Here is a 22,441-nt window from a genome sequence, read left to right as displayed (position 1 = left end):
CCCGCTCGTGTCAGCGCTGAAGCGTGTTCAGGAGGTTGGCCCACTCTTGACGGTGGAAGGTGAGGTGTCCCAGGTCGCGGTTCTGGGTGTCTCTGACGAGAACGAACTCACTCTCAGCGACCTCGACGCAGTCCTGGTGAGTACCACCGCTGTAGCTGCTCTTGTGCCAACGGACGGTGTTCATTCGAATCCCTCGATCTTCTCTTCCAGTAGGACCAGCGACTGGTCGGGCGGCTGGGCCATGGCCTGTAGCCGACCAAACCTTAGCTTGAACTGCCCCACTTCGGCCTGAGTGTCCAGGAACTGGCCGCGGATGGCGGAGTCCGCGTAGACCACCTCGGGTCCGCTGCTCGGGGCGATCACCTTGAACGAACCCACCAAACCAGGATGTCTGTTGCAAGTGAGTACTTGAAGGGTGATGCGCTCCTCGGATGCCAAGGAGTACAGCTGTTTGATCTGTTCAGCCATGACCGCGTGGTTGCCGATGAGATTGTCGAGCGCGGCCGCGCCTAGTACGACCACCATGATGGGAGCGCTGTTTGACTGGAAGCGGCGTGCGCGTTCCATTCGCTCGCGCAAACTCTCCTGAATCAACGAATCCGATTCCCAAGGCGTCACCGCGCGCATGACTGCTTCGGCGTAGGACTCGGTTTGCAGGAGAGAAGGGATCAGCAGGGGCTGGAATTCGAGGATGGAGAGGGCCTCCTGCTCCAGTTCGGCGATGCGACCGAGCCAAGGTAGCTGGCCGTCGTCCGTCATGGACTTCCAGAGGCGCTCCAGCTCTCCTCCGGTCTCCAAAGTCTGGTCCAGCTGGCGGAGCAGGGTCTTCGAGGGTTTGGTTACACCGCACTCCAGGTTGGAGATCACGGTTCCCTTCAGCCCTAGGCGCCTCCCGAGGGCGGCCTGGGTCAGGTTTCTCTCATCACGCAGCTTTTTGAGTGCTAGCCCCCACCGTTTCTTCACTTCTGGCGACACCTTGTCCATGAGGTCAACTCTGGCATGGATTCCGATGCTTCGTGGGCGTTCCTAAGAAACCTAACCAACTCCAATTGTCTCCAACCGTTTCTGGGGAGCTATAGCTTCGCTCACCCCTGTTCCAACGGCGCTGGTGTGGAGTTTGTGCAGGTGGAAGCCTGGTTTTTCAGGCGGCGGAGCGATGTGTCGCCTGCCGGAGATTGATGGAGGAGGGCGTTATGGGTGCTGGTCGGAAAGTGGGGCCTCGGCGACCTGGTGGTGGGGTGGGGTTGTCGTCGGCGGCGTTTTGCTACATGGACGGGAACGAGCAGGTGGTGCCGCGGGTGCGTTCGTGGCTGACTCGGGACGAGCGGCTGCGGGGGGACCGCGGGTTCTGGGTGGCGCTGGTGGGCAGCGAGCTGGCCACCAACGCGGTGCGGCACACCGCGAGCTGTGAGAAGTACGGGCGGATCGGGGTCTCGCTGGAGTTCCTGGGGCACACGACCGTGCTGCTGGGGGTGCTGGACCAGGGGCGCAAGTGGGGCGGGCCACGGCTGAAGCCGCGAGTGATCGAACGGGAGCCCGGCGAGATGAGCCCGGGCGGGCGCGGGCTGTGGCTGGTGGATCAGATCGCTGAGTACTGGTGGTGGGAAGGCCAGCCGGACCAGCCGCTGTACATGCGGGCGATGATCCGCCTCGACCGGGGACCCGACTTGGACGTTTAGAGGAACACGGGTGCGGATCGCGGTTGAGCCCAGCGCGGCGGGAAGCGCAGCCTCGGTGCACAGGGGCCATTGACACCCGCGCGCACGCTCTCGGCGATCGACGCACCCCCAAGAACAACGCAGTGCGCCCGGGCCGGTGCGGCCAACACCGGCCCGGGCTGATCAACCACCTGATGAAAGCAGGGGATCGACCATGGAGAACTCTAGCGGTGGCCGTCACCGGCGGCCTCGGGCTTCGATGACCTCGCAGCTGTGGTGGGTGTTCGCGTCGGCGGTGGCGTGGACGTTGTGCCAGGTGATCGGGGCCCCGACCAGAACCGCACCGATTCGGGTCGCGCTTGCTCCGGCCCCTCGACGGTTGGAGCTGACCAGCGTCACCAGGGAGGCGGATCCGATGACCGAGTGGGTTGACCCGGATGAGACGGCGGGTGCCCTGGTTCGGCCCTACGTGGTCCGGAAGTGAGGTCAATGGAGATCAGGAGAAGAGCGGCCGAGCAGGTGGTTGGCCATCGCCGTCGAGCCGCCAGCCCGAGGGGCGGTGGTCCGTCCTGTTCCGTGCCGGGCCACCCGGGTGATCACAGAGCGGATACGCCCATGGTGCGGAGGTTCTTCGCGGCAGTTCAGCCCGGGTGCATCCATTATCTTTGCCTGGTGGCTTTTGTCCCCCGAAGAAAGCTGAGCCCCCACTCGTGAAGATCGTTGAACCGGTGACCACGGAAGAGGTACTCGAGACCTTCCAGCTCACCGATCCTCCGCATGAGGACCTCTCCGCGCGGGAGGCGGAATCCTACGCGGAGAAGATGATGCTCTTGGCGGTGGAGCAGTACGGGGAGCCGTGGCACCGGGTGCGCCTGAGCCGTAAGGAGGTTCTGTCGGTGGTGCTCCCCTGGCACCGCGGGGAGAGGGGCGAGCTCGAACTCGTCCCCCCGACAGGAGCGACGGTTCAGGAGACGTTGACCAAGCTGAGCGACTGGGGCGACGAATACCCCACGGCCAACCCCCTGTGCTGGGAGAAGCTGCACAGGAACTCCACCGCCGACATCTCTCCGCTGATCCTGAGCGCCGGGGCACTGGACCACCCCCACTACGCGGAAATGCGGGAGCGTGACTCCCTCACCCACCTGGACGGGCTGCACCGGATGCTGGCCTGGGGGCTGTGGGGGCGGCTGCCGCGCTTTCGCCGGCTGGACGCCTACGTCGTCGGCCTGAACCTCTACTGAGCCGGATCAGAGAGTGGAGTCGTCCCTCTCCTCGGAGGCGGCAGGGACCAGCTCGTTCTCCTGGCCGGACATCGCGATGTCGAACAGGGTGAGATCGTCCTCGGGCAGGGTGTGCCCGATCGCTTCCAGCAGGTAGGGCTCCATGACCATGGCCAGGGACTGGGAGAACGCGTAGGAGAAGTGGTTGTTGTCGTAGAAGACCAGTTGGTTCCCGATCACACCGTGGCAGACGTCGTCCTGGCACAGGTAGTCGGTCAGGTCCAGGAACCGGGTGTTGTGCGGGAGGTCGGTGAGGTCCTTGAAAGGGGCCCGCTCCGCCATCGAGTTGGCCTGCGCTTCCGAGCACTCCTCGGGGGCGTTGCGGTCGGTGCACTCGGGGACGTTGAAGGAGAACCGGGGGGTATCCCGGACCGCGACGACGTCGATGCCCATTTCGTCGAGCTGGTGCCAGCGCTCCACGAACCCCTCGGGGACGTATTCCTCGGCGCCCGAGCCCTTCCTGGTGAGTGTGGCGAGACCGAAGACCGTGTCGGGGCGCAGTTCGGTGAGTTCCTCCATCACCTTCTCGTTCCAGGCTGAGCACGACGCGAACTCGTTGCCGTTACGCGTGTACTGGGTCTCGGGACTGAACTGGCAGGCGTTCTTGGTCATCGTGACCAGGCGCCACCCGTGTTGGTCGGCCAGGGTCTCGAGCGCCTGAAACCAGTGCCGCACGTGTGAGCTGCCCACCAGAGCGATCGTGTAGTCCGATTCGAGGTCCCCGAACTCACAGGTGATGACTTCGGACTGATCGACCAGCGCATTGCACTCGCGGGTCTGGTCGACGGTGTCCCGGGCGGCCGTGGTCGTGTCCGGGTAGACCGGCAGGGCGGGCAGATTCTCGGCCAGGTCCTGGTCCAGGTGGACGGCGGCGCCCGGGTAGGCGAGCGGGTTGGAGCTGAGCTCGGTGCGCAGCTGCCGGTCGCGCTCGATGGACTGGCCCCACAGGGCGCCCGCCACCAGCACGGGGATGATGAAGATGATCCCGGCCGCCAGCGACCAGCTGGGGGTACGCAGTCTGCGGGTGACCCTGTCGACCCCGCCGTCGATCACCCAGCTGGTGCCCAGAGCCGCCGCGAACGAGGCGCCCAGCACCAGGAAACCGCCGCTCAGCGACGGCTTGACCCGGTCGGTCAGCTCCAGGTAGACGATCAGCACCGGCCAGTGCCACAGGAACAGCGTGTAGGCGTGCCCGCCCAGCCAGGTCAGTGGGCGCAGGCCCAGGAGGCGGTTCGCGGAGAAGCGGCTGTTCTCCGCCTCGCCCGCGCCCGCGAGGATGATCAGCAGGGCGGCCAGGGTCGGCCACAGCGAGGCGTACCCCGGATAGGGCAGGGAGTCGCCGATCACGAACCCGCACATGATCAGCGCCACCAGACCGATCCACCCGGCGGCCAGACGCAGCCGGCCCGGCAGGTTCACCCGGTGCACGACCAGCGCGAGCAGACCGCCCAGGGCCAGTTCCCACAGGCGGGCACCGGTGTCGAAGTAGGCCCACACCGGGTCGGTGGAGGTGATCCACAGCGAGTAGCCGAAGGAGACCGTGAACACCGAGCCCACGGACACCAGCGCGGCGCGGCGCACTCGCGCTCCCAGCCAGACGGCGACCAACCCGGTGACGGTGATCAGGATCGGCCACAGCAGGTAGAACTGCCCCTGGACGGCCAGGGACCAGAAGTGCTGGACGGGGCTGGCCGCGGCGTTCTCCGCCATGTAGTCGACCGCCCCCAGCGCCAGGTGCCAGTTCCCGTAGTAGAGCACCGACGCCCGCACGTCGTCGATGACCGCCATCCACTGCGAACGGGGGAAGAACAGGTAGGTCATCACCAGGACGGCGCCGAGCACGACCGCGCCCGCCGGGAACAGCCGTTTGACGAGCTTGGTCCAGAACGCCGCGAAGTCGATGCGCCCCTCGCGCTCCATCGCCCGGACCAGGGACCCGGTGATGAGGAATCCGGTGAGCAGCAGGAAGACGTCGACGCCACCGGAGACCGTGCCGAACCAGATGTGGTAGACGGCGATCAGCAGGGCGGCGACGGCACGCAGCCCTTCGATGTCGGGACGGCGACGGTTCTTCGGTGCGGTCACGGACGGCATGACGGCGTCGGAGACACGGTTCAGGGCAGGAACGGGCACAGGTCAGCCTCGGGCTCGGAGGAGGTGAAGGCAGGGGCCGACCGGATCGAGCGGCTCGTGCTGTGCGCCGGAAGGGTGTGGCGACGCCTCAGAGGGCACCCTGCTGGTCCAGTATCGGCAACAGGGCCACCGCTCCACTCCGAGCAGCGCCCATGTTGTCGAGTCGAGATGAAATCTGTGTGGATATGTAGCAATACCGGAGGGTTGAAGTGTCTTGCGTCACAATATGAGTTGTCCCTGGTGAGAGTCTCTCCAGGGTGCCTTGTGGCGTTTGACGGTTTTTGTCTTGTTGAAGATCATCGAGGGTCGGGAAATATTTGTGGAGTTACCCATCCAAAATAGACCTGGGTTTTCATTTTCGGCTTTTCTTCTTTTCGGTCAGTGCGTAGCCTCAGGCGCGGGCCCGAATCGCAGCGCGGCCGGTCTTCGAGGTGATTCTGGGAGGGGCTTGCGCAGCACCCTCAACCTGTGGCACGCTCTCTCACAGCACCACAGGTGTGTTCAACCCGGCCCAGAGCCGGGTTTTCGTGTTTCCGGGGCCCTGTCACCCCAGTCCGACGCTGTAGCGCCGCGCTCACGGGTGGCTTGAGCCACCCCACAGGGCCCCGCGCTCGCCTGCCCCGATCACCCCTCGACGTCTGAGACGTTCTCTTCGGTGCTGACCGGCGGCTTTCGCGTCGTTTCTGCCTTCTTCCTGGTCACAGGGCCCAGCCATGTCTACAGCGAAGAAGAGGTGAGTGATGTCCGGTGCTGTTTCTGTGCGTGTTGACCTTATTCCGGAGTTTCAGAGCATCGGTAACCAGATCCGCAAGGAGGTGGAGAAGGATCTGGCCACGCTGCCCAAGGTGGGCCAGCAGGCGGGCAACGAGGTCAGTACACAGTTCGCGAACGCGGTGACCGGGCAGATCTCCTCGGCGTTATCAGGCACCCCGCCCGCGGTGCAGGCCCTGGGAGACCAGGTCGGGTCCACACTGAGCTCCTCGATCGTGGGGGCGGGCGAGCGGGTGGGCGCCGAGCTGGGCTCGACGCTGATCAACGGGGTCTCGCCGAGCGTGCAGGCGATGTTCAACGGGCTGCCCTCGGCCGCGAGCGGTGCCGCCTCCCAGGCCGCCGGTTTCCTGACGAGCACGCTGCCCCAGGCCGGTTCGGAAGCGGCCTCCCAGGCCGCGAACTTCCTGACCACCACGCTGCCCCAGGCCGGTGCGCAGGCCGGGCAGGAGCTGGGCTCGCGGTTGAGCAGCGCCGCCACCGGGCTGTTCGAGTCGGGGATGCAGCAGTTGCCCGGTGTGGTGTCGAACCTGGGGGACCAGGCGGGGCAGATTCTGCAGGAGAAGCTGCCGGAGGCCGGTGCTGACGCGGGTCGTGAGCTGGGCACCAAGCTGGCTGATGGTGCCAATGACCTGATCACGCAGGGCCTGTCGGGGATGCCTCCTTCGGTTCAGGCTCTGGGGCAGCGGGCGGGGGACTTCCTCAGTGAGACCCTGCCCGGGTACGGGGCCAAGGCCGGTGAGGAGCTGGGCTCCAAGGTCGCCGACGGTGCCGTGTCGCTGATCGAGAGCGGTGTGGAGGGTCTGCCGGGGATCATCGACGGGGTTACTTCCACCATGGGCAGTCTGTTCAAGGGTGAGATGCCCTCGATCGGGCTCAGCGGTGGCTCCGAGCTGGGTTCCAAGCTCAGCGACACCGCGATGGGACTGATCGGCGACGGCCTGGACGCCCTGCCCGACATCGTGGACAACCTGGGGGGCAAGGCCGGAAAGCTCCTGGTCGACAAGGTCACCGAGGGCGCGGCCGACGCCGGCCGCCAGGGCGGCGAGAAACTGGCCAGCAAGGCCAACGAGATGATCGAGTCGGGGCTCTCCAACATGCCCCCGGCGGTACAGCAGTTCGGCTCCCAGGTGGGCGAGACCCTGAGCGCCACGCTGCCGGACGCGGGTGAGCAGATCGGCCGCGCCCTGGCCGGGAAGCTGGTGGACACGGCCGGTCCGGTGGTCTCCAAGGGCTTCTCCGCGGGGACCGACGCCCTGCGCAACATGGCCTCCGGGTTCCGCTCGGCGGGCTCCAGCGCCTCCGGGTTCTCCCGGAACCTCACGATGGCCGGCGCGGCGAGCAAAGTCGCCGCGGTGGGCAAGAAGGGCCTGGCCGCCGCCCAGAAGGTGCTGAACACGGTGATGCGCGCCAACCCGATCGGGTTGATCGTGACAGCCCTGGCCGCTCTGGCCGCGGGTCTGGTCTACGCCTACAACAACAGTGAGACGTTCCGGGAGGTCGTGGACGCGGTGTTCTCCTTCGTCAAGGACATCGCCGAGGACGTCATGGGCTTCTTCACCGAGACCCTTCCCGGGATGTGGGAGGCGCTGAAGGAGAAGGCCCAGGAGTTCTGGGACGGTCTGGTCGGTCTGATCGAGACCGCCTGGGAGTGGATCAAGGCGATCATCGCCCACCACCCGTTCGTCATCCTGTTCACCTACTGGGACGAGATCAAGGAGGTCATCGGGCAGGTCTGGGACTGGCTGGTGGGGAAGACCACTCAGGTGTGGGACTCGATCATCGAGACGATCACCGGGGGGGCGCAGGGGATCGCGGACTTCCTGAGTGGGATCTGGGATTCCATCACCTCGGCGGTCGAGGCCGCCTGGACGTGGGTGACGGACCTGATCTCGGGGGCCTGGGACTCGATCCTGGCTCTGGTGGGTTCGGCCGTGCAGTGGGTGGTGGACCGGGTCGCCTCGTTCCGTGACCGGGTGGTGGAGATCTTCACGGCGGTGCGCACGCGTGCTCAGGAGATCTTCACGGCGGTCCGGGAGCGGGTTGTGGCGATCGTGAGCGCTTTGCGTGATCGGGCGGTGGCGATCGTGACCGCGATCCGGGAGCGGATCGTGAGCACCTTCACGGGTGCCCGTGATCGGGCGGTGGAGGCGTTCTCGGCCATGCGGGACCGGGTGCGGGACCGGATCGACGGTCTGATGAGCACGATCAAGGACATCCCGAACAAGGTCAAGGAGGCGTTCTCCAACGCCAAGACCTTCCTGCTCCAGGCCGGTAAGAACATCATCACCGGTCTGATCGACGGTGTGAAGAACATGATCGGTTCGCTCAAGGACCAGTTCTCCAAGGTCACCGGGATGATTCCGGACTGGAAGGGGCCGCGTCGGGTGGACCGGCGCCTGTTGACCCCGGCGGGTCGGATGATCATGGACGGCCTGATGGGCGGTATCGACGACAAGCTGCCCAACCTGCGCGGACAGCTCGGGAACGTCACCGGCGAGATCAGCAGCCGCATCGTCCCGCCCTCCCCGGAGGTCCGCCGCCACGCGGTCTCCCGGTCGACGTCCCCCCTCTCGCCGGGAACCCCCGCGGTGCACATCGAGCACTTCGAGGCGACCGAACGGATGTCCCCGCACGAGGTGGGGGAGCGACTGATGTTCCTGATGCGATCGAGAGGTATGTGATGAGTGACCTGACCGAAGGCCAGATCCGCTGGCGGGACCGCCTGCTGTTCGACGGCCGTGACCTGGCCCTGGTCGACCTCCAGGGCTGGGACGACCTGCCCGAGGTGGAGAGCGGGAACGTCGAGCGCCCCTCACGCCACGGCGCCTGGCCCGGCCGGGCCCTGGCGGGACAGCGGTTCGTCACCGCCACCGGGGTACTGACCAGTGCACGGAACCTCCAAGCGATGTCCGCCGTGCTCACCCCGTTGCGCCGGGCCCTGACCCTGTCCGGGGACGCCCGGCAACACCCGCTCAGCATCCGGGTCGGCGGGCAGACGCTCACCGCCCACGGGCAGGTCAGCGCCAGGTCCATCCCCGGCGGCCCCGGTTACCAGGCGGCCCGGCCCACCGTGGTCGTGCAGTGGACCTGTCCCGATCCCCGCCGGTACGGGCGCGGCCGGGCCACCCAGATCAACGCGCCCCGCCCCAGCGATGACGGCCTGGAGTATCCGCTGGAGTACCCGCTCGACTACGGAGAACCGGCGCGGGGAGGGTCGGCGGTCCTCACCAACGGCGGCGACACCGCCACCCACCCGGTCGTCACGATCACCGGCCCCTGCGCCCGACCCCGGCTGATCAACCGGAACACCGGCCGGACCCTGGAGTTCCACCTGGCCCTGGCCGAGACCGACACCCTGGTCGTCGACTGCGAGCGGGGCACGGTCACCGTCAACAGCAACGACGGTTTCCACACCCTGAGCACAGTGTCGGTCCCGCCCGAGCACTGGACCCTGGAGCCCGGCTCCAACCCGGTCCACTTCCGCCCCGAGACCTCGGGGCACGGCGCGGGCGCCAGCGTCGTCTGGAACGACGCCCACATCTGATCCGGGGGCGCACCCCGACTCCGCATCCACGAACACCATCACCGAAGGAGAACCATGTCCGTTCGCACCCTCGCCCTCCGCTCCGGGGAGACCTCGGCGGAGGACCACCGACTGCTCATCGGCTCGCTGCTCGGGGCGGCCGACGACCCCTGGCCCCTGCACCGGCGCGGCGGCCTCATGTACGCCCCCGGAGCCGCCGACCTGAGCGGCTCCGGGATGACGGCGACCATCAGACCCTTCTCCGCGGCCGTGACCGGCCGCTCCTCCCCGCTCCAGGGCAGCTACCTGGTGGTCAGCACCGAGGACGTCGACATCCGGCTGGAGGACGGCCCGACCTCGGGCAGCCGCACCGATGTGGTCGGCGTCGTGGTCAAGGACGACCTCTACGACGACTCCGACGAGGTGCTGGCCGAGATCCGGGTGGTCGACACCGAGGAGGACGAGACCTACCTGCCCCTGTTCGAGATCGTCGTGTCCCAGGGCGCCAGTACGGGCACCGACGGGATCAACTGGCCCAGTCAGCCGGGTGCCTCACTCCCCGGCAACATCCGGGACCTGCGCGACTACACATCCTCGGCGGGCGGAGTGGTCAGTGTGCCGAGCGTGTCCGCGCGCAACCGGATGGGCGACGTCCGCGACGGCACCATCGTGCACGTCGGCGCCACCCGTGACCTGTACATACGGGACGCGGGGGACTGGCGTCCGGTCGCCGGGCCCGCGGCCGACGCGGCCCTGGACAACCGCTACGAGCCGCTCGGGGTGCCGAAGATCCTGCACGGCGGGGTGAGGATCACACATGACGTGGACCATACGCACCGGCTGTACAACGGCGTGTTCCGGCGCGGTACCCAACGGGTGACCTTCCCCTCCGGGTTCTTCTCCAGTACGCCGACCATCACCGTTGCCGTTCGTTCGGCGTACCCGGGAACGGCCATGATCGCCTCCTTCCTGGACGACAGCGACGAGGGGTTCACCATCTACAGCGCACGCTCGGACACTGGCACGCACACGGTGACCTGGACGGCGGTGGGGACCTGACATGTCCTTCTACCGCTACCAGTTCTGCGACCTGGTCACCGACCGCCCCATCGCCGAACTCGACCTCGGCGGGGTCCGCTTCGACCGCAGGATCTGCCAGGCGGGCGCGTTCAGCGGTTCGGTCCCGGTCACCAGCCCCGAGGTGGCCGACAAGGTCGCCAAGGTGGCCGGTCGCCGCGACAACGACCTGACCAGCGGGCCGGGTCGCACCGTCGTGCACGTCTGGCGGGGCGACCGCATCTGGGGCACCTACCTGATCTGGTCCGCCGAGCCCAAGGCCGACGCCCAGGGCAGGGTCACCGTGGACCTGAACGGCGCCTCCCTGGAGAGCTACCTGCACCACCGCGAGATCCGCTCCGACACCAGCTTCGCCGGCGTCGATCAGCTACGGATCGCGCGCACCCTGGTTCAGCGGATGGAGGCGTCCCGGCCGATCGGTCTGGTCCCCGCCGACGCCCGGAACTCAGGGGTGGTGCGCGACGCCGTCTACCTCGCCTCGGAGGCACTCACCTACGGGGACGCCCTGGAGGACCTGTCCTCACACGAGGAGGGGCCCGAGTGGATGGTGCGCACGGTGGTGCGCGGGGGCGAACGGATCCGTGAGTTCGTGGTCGCGCAGCGGCTGGGAAGTACCCAGACCGAGCACGTGTTCACCCAGCCCGGCAACGTCCTGGGCTGGAGTTACCCGGCCGACGCCACGGACGCGGCGACCTCCTGGCAGGCTCGCGGAGACGCGCCCGAAACCGACCCCGAGGAGGAGGCGGAGCAGGTCCTGTCGCGGATCTGGGCCGACCCCCGCTTCGCCGAGAACGGCTGGCCGCTCCTGGACCGCACAGTGGACGCTCCGGGGATCACCGACCGGGACACCCTGGACGACCACGCCCGCTGGTGGGCCCGCCGTTCCTCGGGCGCGGTGCGGTTCCCGCAGGTGACGGTCCGACTGGACGAGCAGAGCACGTTCACCCCGGACCACCTGGGGGACCGGGCCCGGCTCACCCTGGTCAACGACTGGTTTCCGCTGGTCAACGGGCGCCCCACCTTCTCGAACAGCTGGCGGGTGATCGGGGTGGAGGTCACCCCGGCCACCCGCGGCCAGGGGCAGGACACGGCGACGCTGATCTTTGAGGAACCCACCGACACCGAACCCGGAACGGAGGGCACGGACTGATGCCGCTACCCAGCTACCCACCCGACCTGGCCACTGAGTGGGCCGGTCTGCGCAGAAAAGTACGGGCCACCTACACCTCGTCCCAACGGCGCGGTCCCCTGACCCGACCCGGCAGTCTGGCCCGACTCGACGAGGACGGGAGGCTGCCCGCGCACTTCATGCCCTCGGAGAGCGTGCTCACCGGGGTTCACGACGTGCGCTCCTTCGGTGCCGTCGGCGACGGGACCAGTGACGACACGGCGGCCCTCCAGGCCGCCCTGTCCCACGCGCGGGACAACGGCGGGGGAACCGTCTACCTGCCGGGCGGCACCTACTCGGTGCAGAACCCGCCGTTGCGGATCTACCGGAACACCCGGCTGGTGCTGGCCCCGGACGCGGTCGTGCGCCGCGACGGGGGACGCACCCTGCTCACCAACGGGGATCAGGGCCAGAACCTGCCCGGCTACAGCGGGCACGGGAACATCCTGGTGGAAGGAGGTGTGTGGGACGGCAACGCGGTCGGGGTGCCCAGGTACAACAACATCCTCTCCTTCGGGCACGCCACCGGGATCACCGTGCGCGACACGGTGATCCGTGATGTCCCCGGTTACCACGCGCTCGAACTCAACGCGGTCCGGCACGCCCGGGTGGTGAACCTGCGCTGCGCCGGTGTCGCCGATCCGGAGGGCAGCCGCTCCTTCACGGAGGGGGTCCAGCTGGACCTGGCCAAGGCCAGCGCCTACTTCGGGGAGTTCGGGCCCTACGACGACACCCCCTGTGCCGACGTGACGTTCTCCGGCTGTTCCTTCACCGGATCCGACACTCCGGGCGTTGGCCCCTGGCCGCGCGGGATCGGCTCCCACGCCGCCACCCTGGGCCGCACCCACAGCGACGTGCGGATCCTGGGTTGTCACTTCGAGGACTGCACAAGGGAGGGGGTACACGCCTACGTCTGGGACCGGGTGACGGTTCAGGGAAACACCTTCCTGAACTGCTCTGGCGGGGTCGCGGTGGCCGCCATCATCGACACCAAGGCCAACGACACCCGCCCGCCGGGGTGGGGCGATCCGACCGGGCGCTCCCAGCCGGTCTCGGACGTCACCATCAGCGGGAACACCTTCACCGGGGCCGGGTCACACTCGGCGGTGCGGCTCGAGGGGTATCCGAACGGGGGCTGGATCGACAACGTCAGCCTCACCGGAAACACTGTCAACGGCAGCACCTCCTACGGGTTCGAGGGCCGCCGGGTACGGGGTCTGGTCTGCTCGGCCAACCTGCTGACCGGGACCTCCCTGTCCGCGGTCCGCGTCGAGGGGGTCGCGGGCATGTCCGTGAGCGCGAACACGTTCGTCGACACCGGCAGCACCGGCCTGTACCTGATCGGGGCCGAGGACGCCGTGGTGTCCGCGAACTCCCTGCGTGGGATCGGCCACAACGGCCTGCACGTGCAGTCAGGCCGACGGATCAAGGTCAGTGACAACCAGGTCGGCGGGGCCGACCACTACGGCGTGCGGGTCAGCACGGGGACCACCGGCTTCTCCTTCACGGGAAACCGCGTGGTCAGCGGTTCGGAAGGGCTCTCCATCACCAACACCTGCCGGGAGGTCGTGCGCCACGGCAACGACCTGCGCGGCTCGGACGGTCTGGACGACGCCTCCCCCGACTCCGTCACGGACCCCGGCGACCTGGTCTGATCCGGCGGACGCCGCAGGCACCGCGAGCACGTTGAGCAGGCATGAACACACCGGAACGGCTCCGCGTCCCACAGGGGCGCGGAGCCGTTTTCGTGTGTGCCGTCACCGCCCGGTGACGGTCTCACCCGGCGGGAGTCCCAGGGCCTCCAGGAGGTGGGGCTCCATGGGGACGGCCAGGGACTCCGAGAAGGTGTAGGTGAAATGACTTGAGTCATAGAAGACCAGCTGGTTTCCGATGACCCCGGAGCAGACACCGTCCGGGCACAGGTAGTCGGTCATGTCGAGGAAGGCCGTGTTGCCCGGCTGGTTGGAGCGTTCGGCGTAGGGCGGGGTCTCCGACATCGACTTCGCCTTCTCCTCGGTGCACGTGTCGGGTTCGTTCTGGTCCGCACAGGCGGGGACCGAGAAGGAGAACCGGGGCGTGTCGCGTACCGCGATCACGTCGATGCCCAGTGCATCGAGCTCCCGCCACCGTTCCACGAACCCGTCCGGCACGCGCTCCGAGGTGTCGTCTTCCGCCCTGGTGAGGGTGCCCAGAGTGAACACGGCGTCGGGTTGGAGATCCACGATCTCCGCCATGGCCTCGGCGTTCCACTCGTCGCATTCCCAGAACGGGTTGCCGTTCACCCGTAGGTGGTCCTCCGCACTGAACTGGCAGGCGTTCTTGGTCATGGTGACCAGGTGCCAACCGTGCTTCTCGCTCAGGGCCTCCAGGGCGTGGTACCAGTGCCGCGCGTGTGAGCTGCCCACCAGGGCGATCGTGTGTTCGGCATCGGGGGACCCGCGGTCGCACCTGAACAGCTCGGTGTCCACGGCGACGGCGTTGCAGTCACGCGTCAGCACCACCGTGTCCTTCATGGTGGTGGCTGTGTCGGGTCGGACCGGCAGGTCCGGCAGGGCGTCGGTCAGTTCTGTGCTGAGATGGACCACGGCTCCCGGGCAAGCCGTCAAGTCCGCTATCAGCTTGAGCTGTCGCTGCCGGTCGCGTTCGATGACGCCGCTCCAGAGGGAGCCCGCGATGAGCAGTGTCGCGACCGCACGCAGTCCCTCGATGTCGTCGCGGCGTTTCTTGCCGGTGGGGATCACCGGGCTGCGAATCACGTCGCGCACGGGGCCCTGGATGGGCACAAGGCCACAGAAAGGGCCTCGGGTCTTGGAGAACACGGTGTGGGTGGACGGCCGCAAAGCTGCCCCGGGCCAGGCACGTGTCACGTGCCCGACCCGGGGCGGGAAGACGAAACGCTTCTCTTGCTCGACGGCGCTCAGGGCCTACTTGCGCAGGCCGAGACGGCGCAGGGCACGCCCACCGGTGCGGCGCACACGCCGGTACGCGCTCATCTTGGACCCTTTCTCCAAGGCGACCAGGCGCTTGTTCATCTGGGCGATCTTCTTCTCGAGCGAAGCCTGTTGGCGCTGGGCCTTCTTGTACTGCTGGTTGAGGTCACGGACGCTCTCTTTGAGCCATCCGATGCGGTAGCCGATCCCGCCGTCCTCGTCGGACCAGGCCTCGACCGGTGGGGTGAACTCGATGCTGTTGATGCGCTCCTCGAACGCGGCACCGCCGTCCTGGTCGGGCTGGAAGATGTGCGGGACGCCGTGCTTCTCGACGTAACCCATCATGCGGTCGAAGCGCTCATCGTGCCCCTTGACCAGTGCCGAGTAGTCGGCCTGCTCGTAGAGCTTGGCGGCGTCGAACTCTTCGGAGGGCTCGGTCATCAGGCGGTGCGGGATCTCGAAGTACTTGCTGAGTTCGAGGGTGCGTGAGTCGTGGCACATCACGACCGAGGGGGTGCCGGCCAGGAGGGAGACGATGTTGCCGTGGATGCGGGTACCGAAGACGAAGTCGTACTCGCGCAGTTCACGCATCCAGGTGATGGGGTCCAGGTGGAGACGGACCCGGTTCTCCTCGAAGAGGGGGTGGCTGCGCAGGGCGGGCATGGCCTTGTGCCTGCCCGCGGCCCGGGAAGTGTCCCCCCAGTAGAGGGTCTCCAGGTCGGGGATGTCCTGGGCGATGTACCTCAGGTTGGGGTACCGCTCGTAGTTGTCCATGACGATCTGACCGAGGTCGCCCATGGTGCCGTTGGTGGTGGAGATACCGATGCGGGCGTCGGTGTTCAGGGCCGGGGTCTTCTTCTCCACGGACAGGGAACGTCCGTAGCGGAACATCGAGGGGCAGCCGATGACCTCGACGTCCTTGAAACCGAGGTGGTTCAGGTAGCGCTGGGTGAACTCGCCGCGCACACCGATGGAGGGGGCCTTGTCCAGGACGGCCGAGGCGAAGCGCTTGACCGATTCGTCCAGGGGGCGCATGCGGTCGAGGTCGTAGTCCAGGGAGGACTGGGCCCCCACACTCAGGACCATGATCGGAATGGTCACCTTCTCGATGACGCTGGTCCAGTAGTCGAGCTGCTTGTGGAAGCCGGGGGAGAAGGCGTTGGCGAAGGGCAGAACGAAGTAGTCGTACTCCTCGTTGATCTGCTCCGGCTCGGGAACGGCGGTACGGAACCCCGTCGTGTCGATCTCGGTGCCCGGGAGATGGAGCATCTTGTAAGCGGAGTCACTGAAGACCAGGTTGCCGAGGTTCTTGCCGCCCATTTTCTGTTGGAGCGTTTCCTCGGTGGTCGCCGCCTCGAAGGGCGTCTTGCTGGAGCGCAGGAGGATTCTCGTCACGGGGACTCCGGTGGCTGGAGGATGGGAAAGTGTCTGGAGGAGGTCGATGCCGCCAAGGGAACAAGTCGGAACGATGATAGCCGCGTAGCCCCATCACCTCGGCGAATGCAAGGTGTCACTCCCTTGTGACGGAAAGTGTTGTCTGGGGCTCGGGGCTTTCCAGGAGGGGGCTTGCGTTCGGGGGAATTCCCGATCTCTATCCGTGTGATCTTTTGCCGAAATTTTTGATCGATCCCACGTGAACCTTGTGCTTCTATCCGCGTCGGCTTCGGTGCTTTGCGTGGTTCGCGGCTTCTGTTGGGACTGAGGTGTGTGGCCCCTCAATGTCATGGGTTAACCTCAGTAGTAACTTTGTATACCTTGTCCTAGCCTTTCGTTTGTCCGTTGTCTGCGGACCAGCAGGCTTGGGATCCCTGACTCGTCATCTCCTTCCCACCTCGGCCTAGTTGTGTGCCCTCGGCAGCGCTGTGCCTTGAGTGTGTGTAGACGTGCCAAGCCTTGGAGTCGTCTGTGGTAGCCCTCACCGTCATCGTCCCCGTCTACAACGTCGAGCGGTATCTCGATGCCTGCCTGCGCTCACTGCAGGTGCAGTCGTGGACCGACCTCGAAGTCGTGATGGTGGATGACGGCTCCAAGGACAGCAGCGCCGACATCGCCGCGCGGTACGTGGAGCAGGACCCCCGGTTCCGCCTGGTCCAGCAGGAGAACGGCGGCCTGGGCGCCGCCCGCAACACGGGTACGAGACATGCGCGGGGTGAGTTCCTGACCTTCGTGGACAGCGACGACATCATTCCGCCCTACGCCTTCGGCTACCACATGAACAGCCTTAGGCAGAGCGGCTCCGACTTCTCCAGCGGAAACGTGCACCTGCTGACCGAGCTGTCCATCAGCCAGTCACCCATGCACCGGGACATCTTCCGGGAAAGCCGGTCGAAGACCCACGTCACCCGCGACAAGAGCCTTCTCGTGGACCGGCTGGCCACCAACAAGGTCTGGCGCAAGGACTTCTGGGACAAGCACGGGCTGTCATTCCCCGTGGGCGTACTCTACGAGGACGAAGCAGTCGCCATTCCGCTGCACTTCCTCGCCGAATCCGTGGACATCCTCTCCCAGCCCGTCTACCTGTGGCGGCAGCGTCCCAGCGACGACAAGTCCATCACCCAGGACCGCTTCCGGCCCAACGCCATGGAGGACCGTTTCACCGCGGTGACCTCGGTCAGCGACTTCGTCACCGAGAACATGCGCGCGCAGGACAAGCGGGACTGGGACGCTGTGGCTCTTGGTCAGGACCTGCGGGCCTTCGTGCAGGTCCTGGACAAGGCCGACGACGAGTTCGTGGAGCGTTTCCTGAAGCTCGCCTCGAACTACCTGGAAACCGTTGACGGCCGGGTCTTCCGGGAGCTCTCCGCGATCGAACGGCTCAAGTGGCACTTCATCAGGCAGGGCCAGGGGAAACTGCTCCAACAGGCCGTCGCCTTCAGCAAGAGCCCGCAGTTCCGGCAGTCCCGCACGGTGCGCCACGGGGTGCGCTTCTACGGCGACTACCTTTTCAAGGACGACCCCGAGCACAAGGTCCCGCGCTCGGTCTACAGGCTCGACCGCGAGCTCCAGCTGCGCCAGAAGGTGGAGGACCTCACCTGGTCCGAGGGGCGCCTGGTTATCCGGGGCCGGGTCTGCCTCAAGTTCCTCCGCCCCAACAAACGGCTTCAGCAGCACGTGCGCGCCGTCGCGGTGAATACCCGCACCGGGCGCCGGGTCCGGCTGCCGATCAGCAGCCATCTGGCCAACGAGTTCCGGCTTCCGGCACGCACCACGACCTCCCGCCAGGACTGGGGAGGGTATGAGATCACGGTCGACCCCAAGGCCCTCGGCTGGACCAGCGCCGGTCAGGACTCCGACTGGCAGATCGAGCTGGCGGTGTTCAACCGCGGTTACCGTAGGACCGCGCGCCTCGCAGCCCCCGGTCTGTCCAAGGTGCGGCGCGTGGGCCCGGCCGAGGTGGAACCGAACGTGTGGGTCCGTCCCCGCTGGATCGACGGGCATACCTTCCAGCTGTCCGTGGACCACGACCCCGTCCGCCTCACCCGCCACGGGTTCGACGGCGGCACGCTCTCCATCACCGGTGAGCTGCCCGCTGCGATGGAGGGAGTCGAGGCGAGGCTGCGCCTGCTTCGGTCCCCGGGTGACGTCGAGATCTCCCTTCCGTTGTCGGTGCGGGGGCGCACCTTCGAAGCCGAGGTCGACCTTTCCGTCATCACCGAGGGGTACGTCGATCGTGCCTTGATCCCCGGAGCCATCGAGGCCGAGAGCTGGCGGGCCCAGATCGTGGCCGGGGACAAGACCAAGGAGATCACCAACAGCGGCGTCCTCCCCACTGACTACCACCGCTTCGACGGCCTCGCCGTGCTCCTCAGCACGGAGTACAACCGGGAGCTGTCCCTGCGGGTCGAGCGGCAGCCGTCGGTGATCACCGAGGTTGCCTGGAACAACCGGGAACTCGTCCTGTCCGGTGAACACTACGGGGAGACCGAGGGCACCACCTTCCTCCTGTCCGCGAAGGGAAGGGTGGAGGAGTACCTCTTCCCGGTCGAGTTCCAGGGATCCGGCTTCCAGGTGAGGTTCTCCCCTGCTGACCTGCCGACCTTCGGGAACCTCCTGCCGCTGTCTCCGGGCAGCTACAAGTTCTGCATGCGCAACGAAGAGGAACAGGGGCGGTTCAAGGACGTCTCCCTGCGCCTGGACGCCACCCTGCTGTCTCAGATCCCGGTGGACATGCCCGGTGACGACTTCGATATCAGTGTCGAGGCCAACCCCCAGGGGCATCCCTGGCTTCGGGTGGGATGGTTCCTGCGTCCCCAGGAGAAGGGGGCCTACGCACAGCAGCTCCTGCGGGAGAAGACCTATCCTTCGCTGCGCGGCAAGCCCGTCACACCCGGCGTGCTCTTCGACTCCTACTCCGGCAAGCAGTACTCCGACAGCCCCCGTGGGATGAGCGAGGAGCTTCGGGAGCGAGGGGTGGACGCGCCCCTGTCCTGGCTCGTCCGGGACCTGCAGGTGCCGCTGCCCGAGGGGCTGAACACGGTTCGGGTCTCGAGCCGGGAGTACTACGAGGCACTGGCCCGGAGCGAGTTCATCGTCTCCAATGCCCACCTGCCGGTGTGGTTCGACAAGCGGCCCGGGCAGACCATCGTGCAGACCTGGCACGGATCGATGCTGAAGCGGATCGGCTTCGACATCAGCGACGTCCAGTTCGGCAACCGGGACTACCACGAGCGGCTCAAGCGCGAGACGAACCAGTGGGACTACCTGGTCTCGCCGAGCCCGTGGGCGACACCGATCCTGCGCAGCGCGTTCGGCTTCGAGGGCGAGATCCTGGAGACCGGCTACCCCCGTAACGACATCTTCCACCGGCCCGAGCGCGAGGCGCTCACCGAGCGGGTGCGGGGGCGGTTGGGGCTGCCCGAGGGCAAGAAGGTCGTGCTGTACGCGCCCACCTGGCGGGACAACAAGTTCTACGGGCCCGGCAAGTACAAGCTGGACCTGAACCTGGATCTGCAGCGGCTGTACGAGGAACTGGGAGACGACCACGTACTGCTGGTGCGCCGCCACCCCAACATCGTGGACCGGGTGCCCACGGTGGGCAAGGACTTCGTCTACGACGTCTCGTCCTATCCGGAGATCCAGGAACTGTTCCTGGTGACGGACATCCTGGTCACGGACTACTCGTCGCTGATGTTCGACTTCGCGAACACGGGCCGTCCGATGCTCTTCTTCACCTATGACCTGGAGGAGTACCGGGACAACCTGCGCGGGTTCTACTTCGACTTCGAGACCACCGCGCCCGGCCCGCTGCTGCGGACCTCGGACGAGGTGATCGAGTCGATCCGCGGCATCGACGGGGTCCGGGCCGAGCACGCGGAGCGCTACGACGCGTTCGTCAAGCAGTTCTGCCCGCTGGACGACGGCAAGGCCGCCGCGCGGGTCGTGGAGAAGGTCTTCGGCAAGCTGCTCTGACCCGGGTCGGGGTCGAACGAATCAGAGGGGTCGGCGCCGGTGCGCCGGCCCCGCGGAGAAGGGGACGGACACAGTGCTTCTGCTGACTGGCGGGGCCGGGTACATCGGCTCGCACACGGCCGTGGAACTGCTGGACAGAGGACACCGGGTGGTCGTCCTCGACAACCTGGTCAACAGTAGCGTCGAGGCGGTGCGCCGGGTCGAGAAGATCACCGGCCAGCAGGTCCCGCTGGTGGTGGGGGACTGCACCGACCGCGAGGTCGTGGAACGGGTCTTCGCCGAACACGACATCGAGGCGGTCGTGCACTTCGCCGGGCTCAAGGCCGTGGGGGAGTCCGTGAGCCAGCCCCTGCGCTACTACCGCAACAACCTGGACGCCCTGCTCACCCTCGCCGAGGCCATGGACGCGGCCGGGGTGCGCGACCTGGTGTTCAGCTCCTCGGCGACGGTCTACGGGGACCCGGAGACGGTGCCGATCGCCGAGCCCAGCGCCCTGCGGGTGACCAACCCCTACGGCGCGACCAAGCTCTTCGGGGAACGCATCCTGGAGGACCTGACGGCCGCCTCCCCGGACTGGCGGATCACCCTCCTGCGTTACTTCAACCCGGTCGGGGCCCACCCCAGCGGGCTGATCGGGGAGGACCCCAACGACATCCCCAACAACCTCTTCCCCTACATCTCCAAGGTCGCCGCGGGGAGACTCCCTGAGCTCAACGTCTTCGGCGACGACTACGACACCCCCGACGGCACCGGAGTGCGGGACTACCTGCACGTGGTCGACCTGGCCCGGGGGCACGTGGCCGCGCTCGACCACCTGGGCGACCAGGAGGGCCTGGAGGTCTTCAACCTGGGCACCGGTACCGGTACCTCGGTGCTGGAGGCCGTCCGGCACTTCGAGGAGGCCTGCGGGCATCCCATCCCCTACCGGGTCGGACCGCGTCGTGACGGTGACATCGCCACCTGCTTCGCCGACCCCGGGAAGGCCAACCGCCAGTTGGGCTGGCGGGCCGAACACACCGTGGCCCAGGCCTGCGCGGACGCCTGGCGCTGGCAGTCGGCCAACCCCGACGGCTACGCCTGACCCCCTTCGGGGCGTCTCAGCGGTCCGGACAGGCCTGCCCGGACCGCTGAGACAACCGTTCCGCACCCGCGTGATCTGCGGAAACCACTTTTCTTCGATGATTTTCGCGGATGAGCTTGCGCCAACCGCCGCCAGTGTGGCACGCTTTTCTCCAGCACCACAGTTGTGCTCTCAACCCGGCCCTGCCGGGTTTTTCTGTTTCCGGTGACGTTTCCCGGAAACCAGTGCCGCCCCGATTCCCTCGGCCGCGGCTCTTCTCTTCCTCTCGCACCGGCTCGACAGGCCGGCTATTCGTCATGCCTAGGAGATTTCCTTACATGCCCACCATTGTCAGCCGATCCGGCTGGGGAGCCCGTTCCCCCAGGTCGACCACGACAACGGACTGGTCCGAGCGCATCGGTTTCACGGTGCACTATTCCGCGGGCCCACCGAGCCAGACCCCCCGTCAGATCCAGGACTTCCACATGGATGACCGCGGGTGGGACGACATCGGTTACAACTTCCTGGTCGACCAGGAAGGAACCATCTATGAAGGCCGCGGCTGGCTGGTCGTCGGCGCGCACGCGGCCCCGAACAACACCTCGCACATCGGCGTCTGCTTCATCGGCAGTGACGGTGACGCCACCCCGGCCGCCAAGACCGCCATCCGCGACCTGTACGTCGACGCCTGCCACCGGGCCGGGCGCCTCCTCGCCCAGACCTGGCACAGCGGCCTGCCCGGGCAGTCGACGCTCTGCCCGGGCATCGACCTGCGGACCTGGACCCAGGGCGGTATGTCCACCGACATCATCCCTCCGGCGGCCGGAAGCGTACCCAACCGAATCCTCTACTCCACCACCGCCGCACACCAGCAGGCACTGATCCCCGGTCAGTGGACCGAGGTCACCTTCAACCGCCACCACACGGGCTCGGCCTGGCAGCTCCGACCCGCCGAACCCGGCTGCCTGTTCGGAGCGGCGATGTACAACACCTCGGTCGCGCTCCGGGTGCAGGGCATCGACCCCGGCGCCGAACTTCGTGTCCGGCTGGCCTACCACCGGCCCGCCTCGGGCGGGGGGACCGAGCGCTGGACCGCCATGCCGGTCGAGTCCTTCCGCCCCGGACCGGACGACCACATCATGCACACCTGGAACGGGCACCTGACAGCGGGCTCCGAGGTCCGCGTCGAGGTGCTCCTCCCGGACACCCCGTCGGACGAGGTCACCATCGCCTTCGCGCGCGCCGAGTCGCTGCGCTGGCAGATCTGAACCAGGAAGAAGACAAAGACCAAGCCCGGCATCGACCGGGCTTTTCCTATGTCCGGGGCCTGAAACCCCGGGCTTTTCAAAAAGAGATCACGAAGATCACCCAGTGAAGGGATCTGTTCAGTATGGGTAACACGGCTAACGCGAGTGTGTGGGCGTACGCGGAT

16 protein-coding genes are annotated in these 22,441 nt (G+C 67.0%); 10 read left to right on the top strand and 6 right to left on the bottom strand.

Features of this window, described 5'->3' with window-relative positions:
• Window positions 1–10 precede the first annotated feature (10 nt).
• Both D457_RS34360 and D457_RS0100080 read right to left on the bottom strand, forming a co-directional pair.
• Window positions 11–184, bottom strand: a complete 174-nt coding sequence (locus D457_RS34360) for a DUF397 domain-containing protein (RefSeq protein ID WP_017578609.1) — start codon at window positions 182–184, stop codon at window positions 11–13.
• A complete protein-coding gene (locus tag D457_RS0100080; RefSeq protein ID WP_051072825.1) occupies window positions 181–984 on the bottom strand; it encodes a helix-turn-helix domain-containing protein in 804 nt (267 codons plus the stop codon). The genes D457_RS34360 and D457_RS0100080 overlap by 4 nt, the downstream gene beginning before the upstream one ends.
• A 284-nt stretch (window positions 985–1,268) precedes the next feature.
• Here D457_RS0100080 and D457_RS0100075 point away from each other — a divergent pair, with 284 nt between their 5' ends.
• Window positions 1,269–1,679, top strand: coding sequence for an ATP-binding protein (locus D457_RS0100075; protein ID WP_017578607.1), 411 nt, complete (start codon window positions 1,269–1,271; stop codon window positions 1,677–1,679).
• A gap of 216 nt (window positions 1,680–1,895) precedes the next feature.
• Here D457_RS0100075 and D457_RS36090 read toward each other — a convergent pair whose 3' ends face one another.
• Complete coding sequence (locus D457_RS36090) at window positions 1,896–2,057, bottom strand: hypothetical protein (protein WP_160167381.1); 162 nt, start codon at window positions 2,055–2,057, stop codon at window positions 1,896–1,898.
• Window positions 2,058–2,308: 251 nt separating this feature from the next.
• Here D457_RS36090 and D457_RS0100065 point away from each other — a divergent pair, with 251 nt between their 5' ends.
• Window positions 2,309–2,899, top strand: a complete 591-nt coding sequence (locus D457_RS0100065; protein WP_338042963.1) for a DUF6309 family protein — start codon at window positions 2,309–2,311, stop codon at window positions 2,897–2,899.
• Between the two features lie 6 nt (window positions 2,900–2,905).
• Here the strand turns inward: D457_RS0100065 and D457_RS0100060 are convergent, their stop codons facing one another.
• A complete protein-coding gene (locus D457_RS0100060) occupies window positions 2,906–5,032 on the bottom strand; it encodes an acyltransferase family protein (RefSeq protein ID WP_051072826.1) in 2,127 nt (708 codons plus the stop codon).
• A gap of 797 nt (window positions 5,033–5,829) precedes the next feature.
• Here D457_RS0100060 and D457_RS0100055 point away from each other — a divergent pair.
• From D457_RS0100055 to D457_RS0100035, 5 genes are read left to right on the top strand one after another with little or no spacing between them, the layout of a single operon-like run.
• On the top strand, window positions 5,830–8,523 hold the full coding sequence (locus D457_RS0100055; protein WP_017578603.1) for a phage tail protein: 2,694 nt from the start codon (window positions 5,830–5,832) through the stop codon (window positions 8,521–8,523).
• A complete protein-coding gene (locus D457_RS0100050) occupies window positions 8,523–9,386 on the top strand; it encodes a phage distal tail protein (protein WP_017578602.1) in 864 nt (287 codons plus the stop codon). Before D457_RS0100055 ends, D457_RS0100050 begins: the two co-directional genes overlap by 1 nt.
• Window positions 9,387–9,440: 54 nt before the next feature.
• Window positions 9,441–10,424: a hypothetical protein gene (locus D457_RS0100045; RefSeq protein WP_017578601.1), complete on the top strand. Its 984-nt coding sequence runs from the start codon at window positions 9,441–9,443 to the stop codon at window positions 10,422–10,424.
• 1 nt (window position 10,425) lies between these two features.
• Window positions 10,426–11,592, top strand: coding sequence for a hypothetical protein (locus D457_RS0100040; RefSeq protein WP_017578600.1), 1,167 nt, complete (start codon window positions 10,426–10,428; stop codon window positions 11,590–11,592).
• On the top strand, window positions 11,592–13,265 hold the full coding sequence (locus D457_RS0100035) for a right-handed parallel beta-helix repeat-containing protein (RefSeq protein WP_017578599.1): 1,674 nt from the start codon (window positions 11,592–11,594) through the stop codon (window positions 13,263–13,265). The genes D457_RS0100040 and D457_RS0100035 overlap by 1 nt, the downstream gene beginning before the upstream one ends.
• Window positions 13,266–13,367: 102 nt before the next feature.
• On the opposite strand, the gene D457_RS31630 is transcribed toward D457_RS0100035, so the two are convergent.
• Together D457_RS31630 and D457_RS0100025 are read right to left on the bottom strand one after the other, a co-directional pair.
• Entirely contained in the window at window positions 13,368–14,375 is a 1,008-nt protein-coding gene (locus D457_RS31630) for an SGNH hydrolase domain-containing protein (protein ID WP_152514091.1), read from the bottom strand.
• 159 nt (window positions 14,376–14,534) lie between these two features.
• The gene (locus D457_RS0100025; RefSeq protein WP_017578597.1) at window positions 14,535–15,935 is read right to left on the bottom strand and encodes a polysaccharide pyruvyl transferase family protein; all 1,401 of its coding nucleotides are present in this window, start codon (window positions 15,933–15,935) and stop codon (window positions 14,535–14,537) included.
• Between the two features lie 510 nt (window positions 15,936–16,445).
• Here D457_RS0100025 and D457_RS0100020 point away from each other — a divergent pair.
• The 3 genes from D457_RS0100020 to D457_RS37660 all read left to right on the top strand — a co-directional run bounded on the left by D457_RS0100020 (window position 16,446) and on the right by D457_RS37660 (window position 22,277).
• Window positions 16,446–19,949, top strand: a complete 3,504-nt coding sequence (locus D457_RS0100020; protein WP_017578596.1) for a bifunctional glycosyltransferase/CDP-glycerol:glycerophosphate glycerophosphotransferase — start codon at window positions 16,446–16,448, stop codon at window positions 19,947–19,949.
• A gap of 73 nt (window positions 19,950–20,022) precedes the next feature.
• Entirely contained in the window at window positions 20,023–21,030 is a 1,008-nt protein-coding gene (galE, locus tag D457_RS0100015) for a UDP-glucose 4-epimerase GalE (RefSeq protein ID WP_017578595.1), read from the top strand.
• 317 nt (window positions 21,031–21,347) lie between these two features.
• Entirely contained in the window at window positions 21,348–22,277 is a 930-nt protein-coding gene (locus D457_RS37660) for an N-acetylmuramoyl-L-alanine amidase (RefSeq protein WP_017578594.1), read from the top strand.
• The last annotated feature ends 164 nt before the right edge of the window (window positions 22,278–22,441 follow it).

Source organism: Nocardiopsis valliformis DSM 45023 (genome assembly GCF_000340985.1).
Taxonomy (GTDB): Bacteria; Actinomycetota; Actinomycetes; order Streptosporangiales; family Streptosporangiaceae; genus Nocardiopsis; species Nocardiopsis exhalans.
This window is presented reverse-complemented; position numbering and strand designations above follow the sequence as displayed.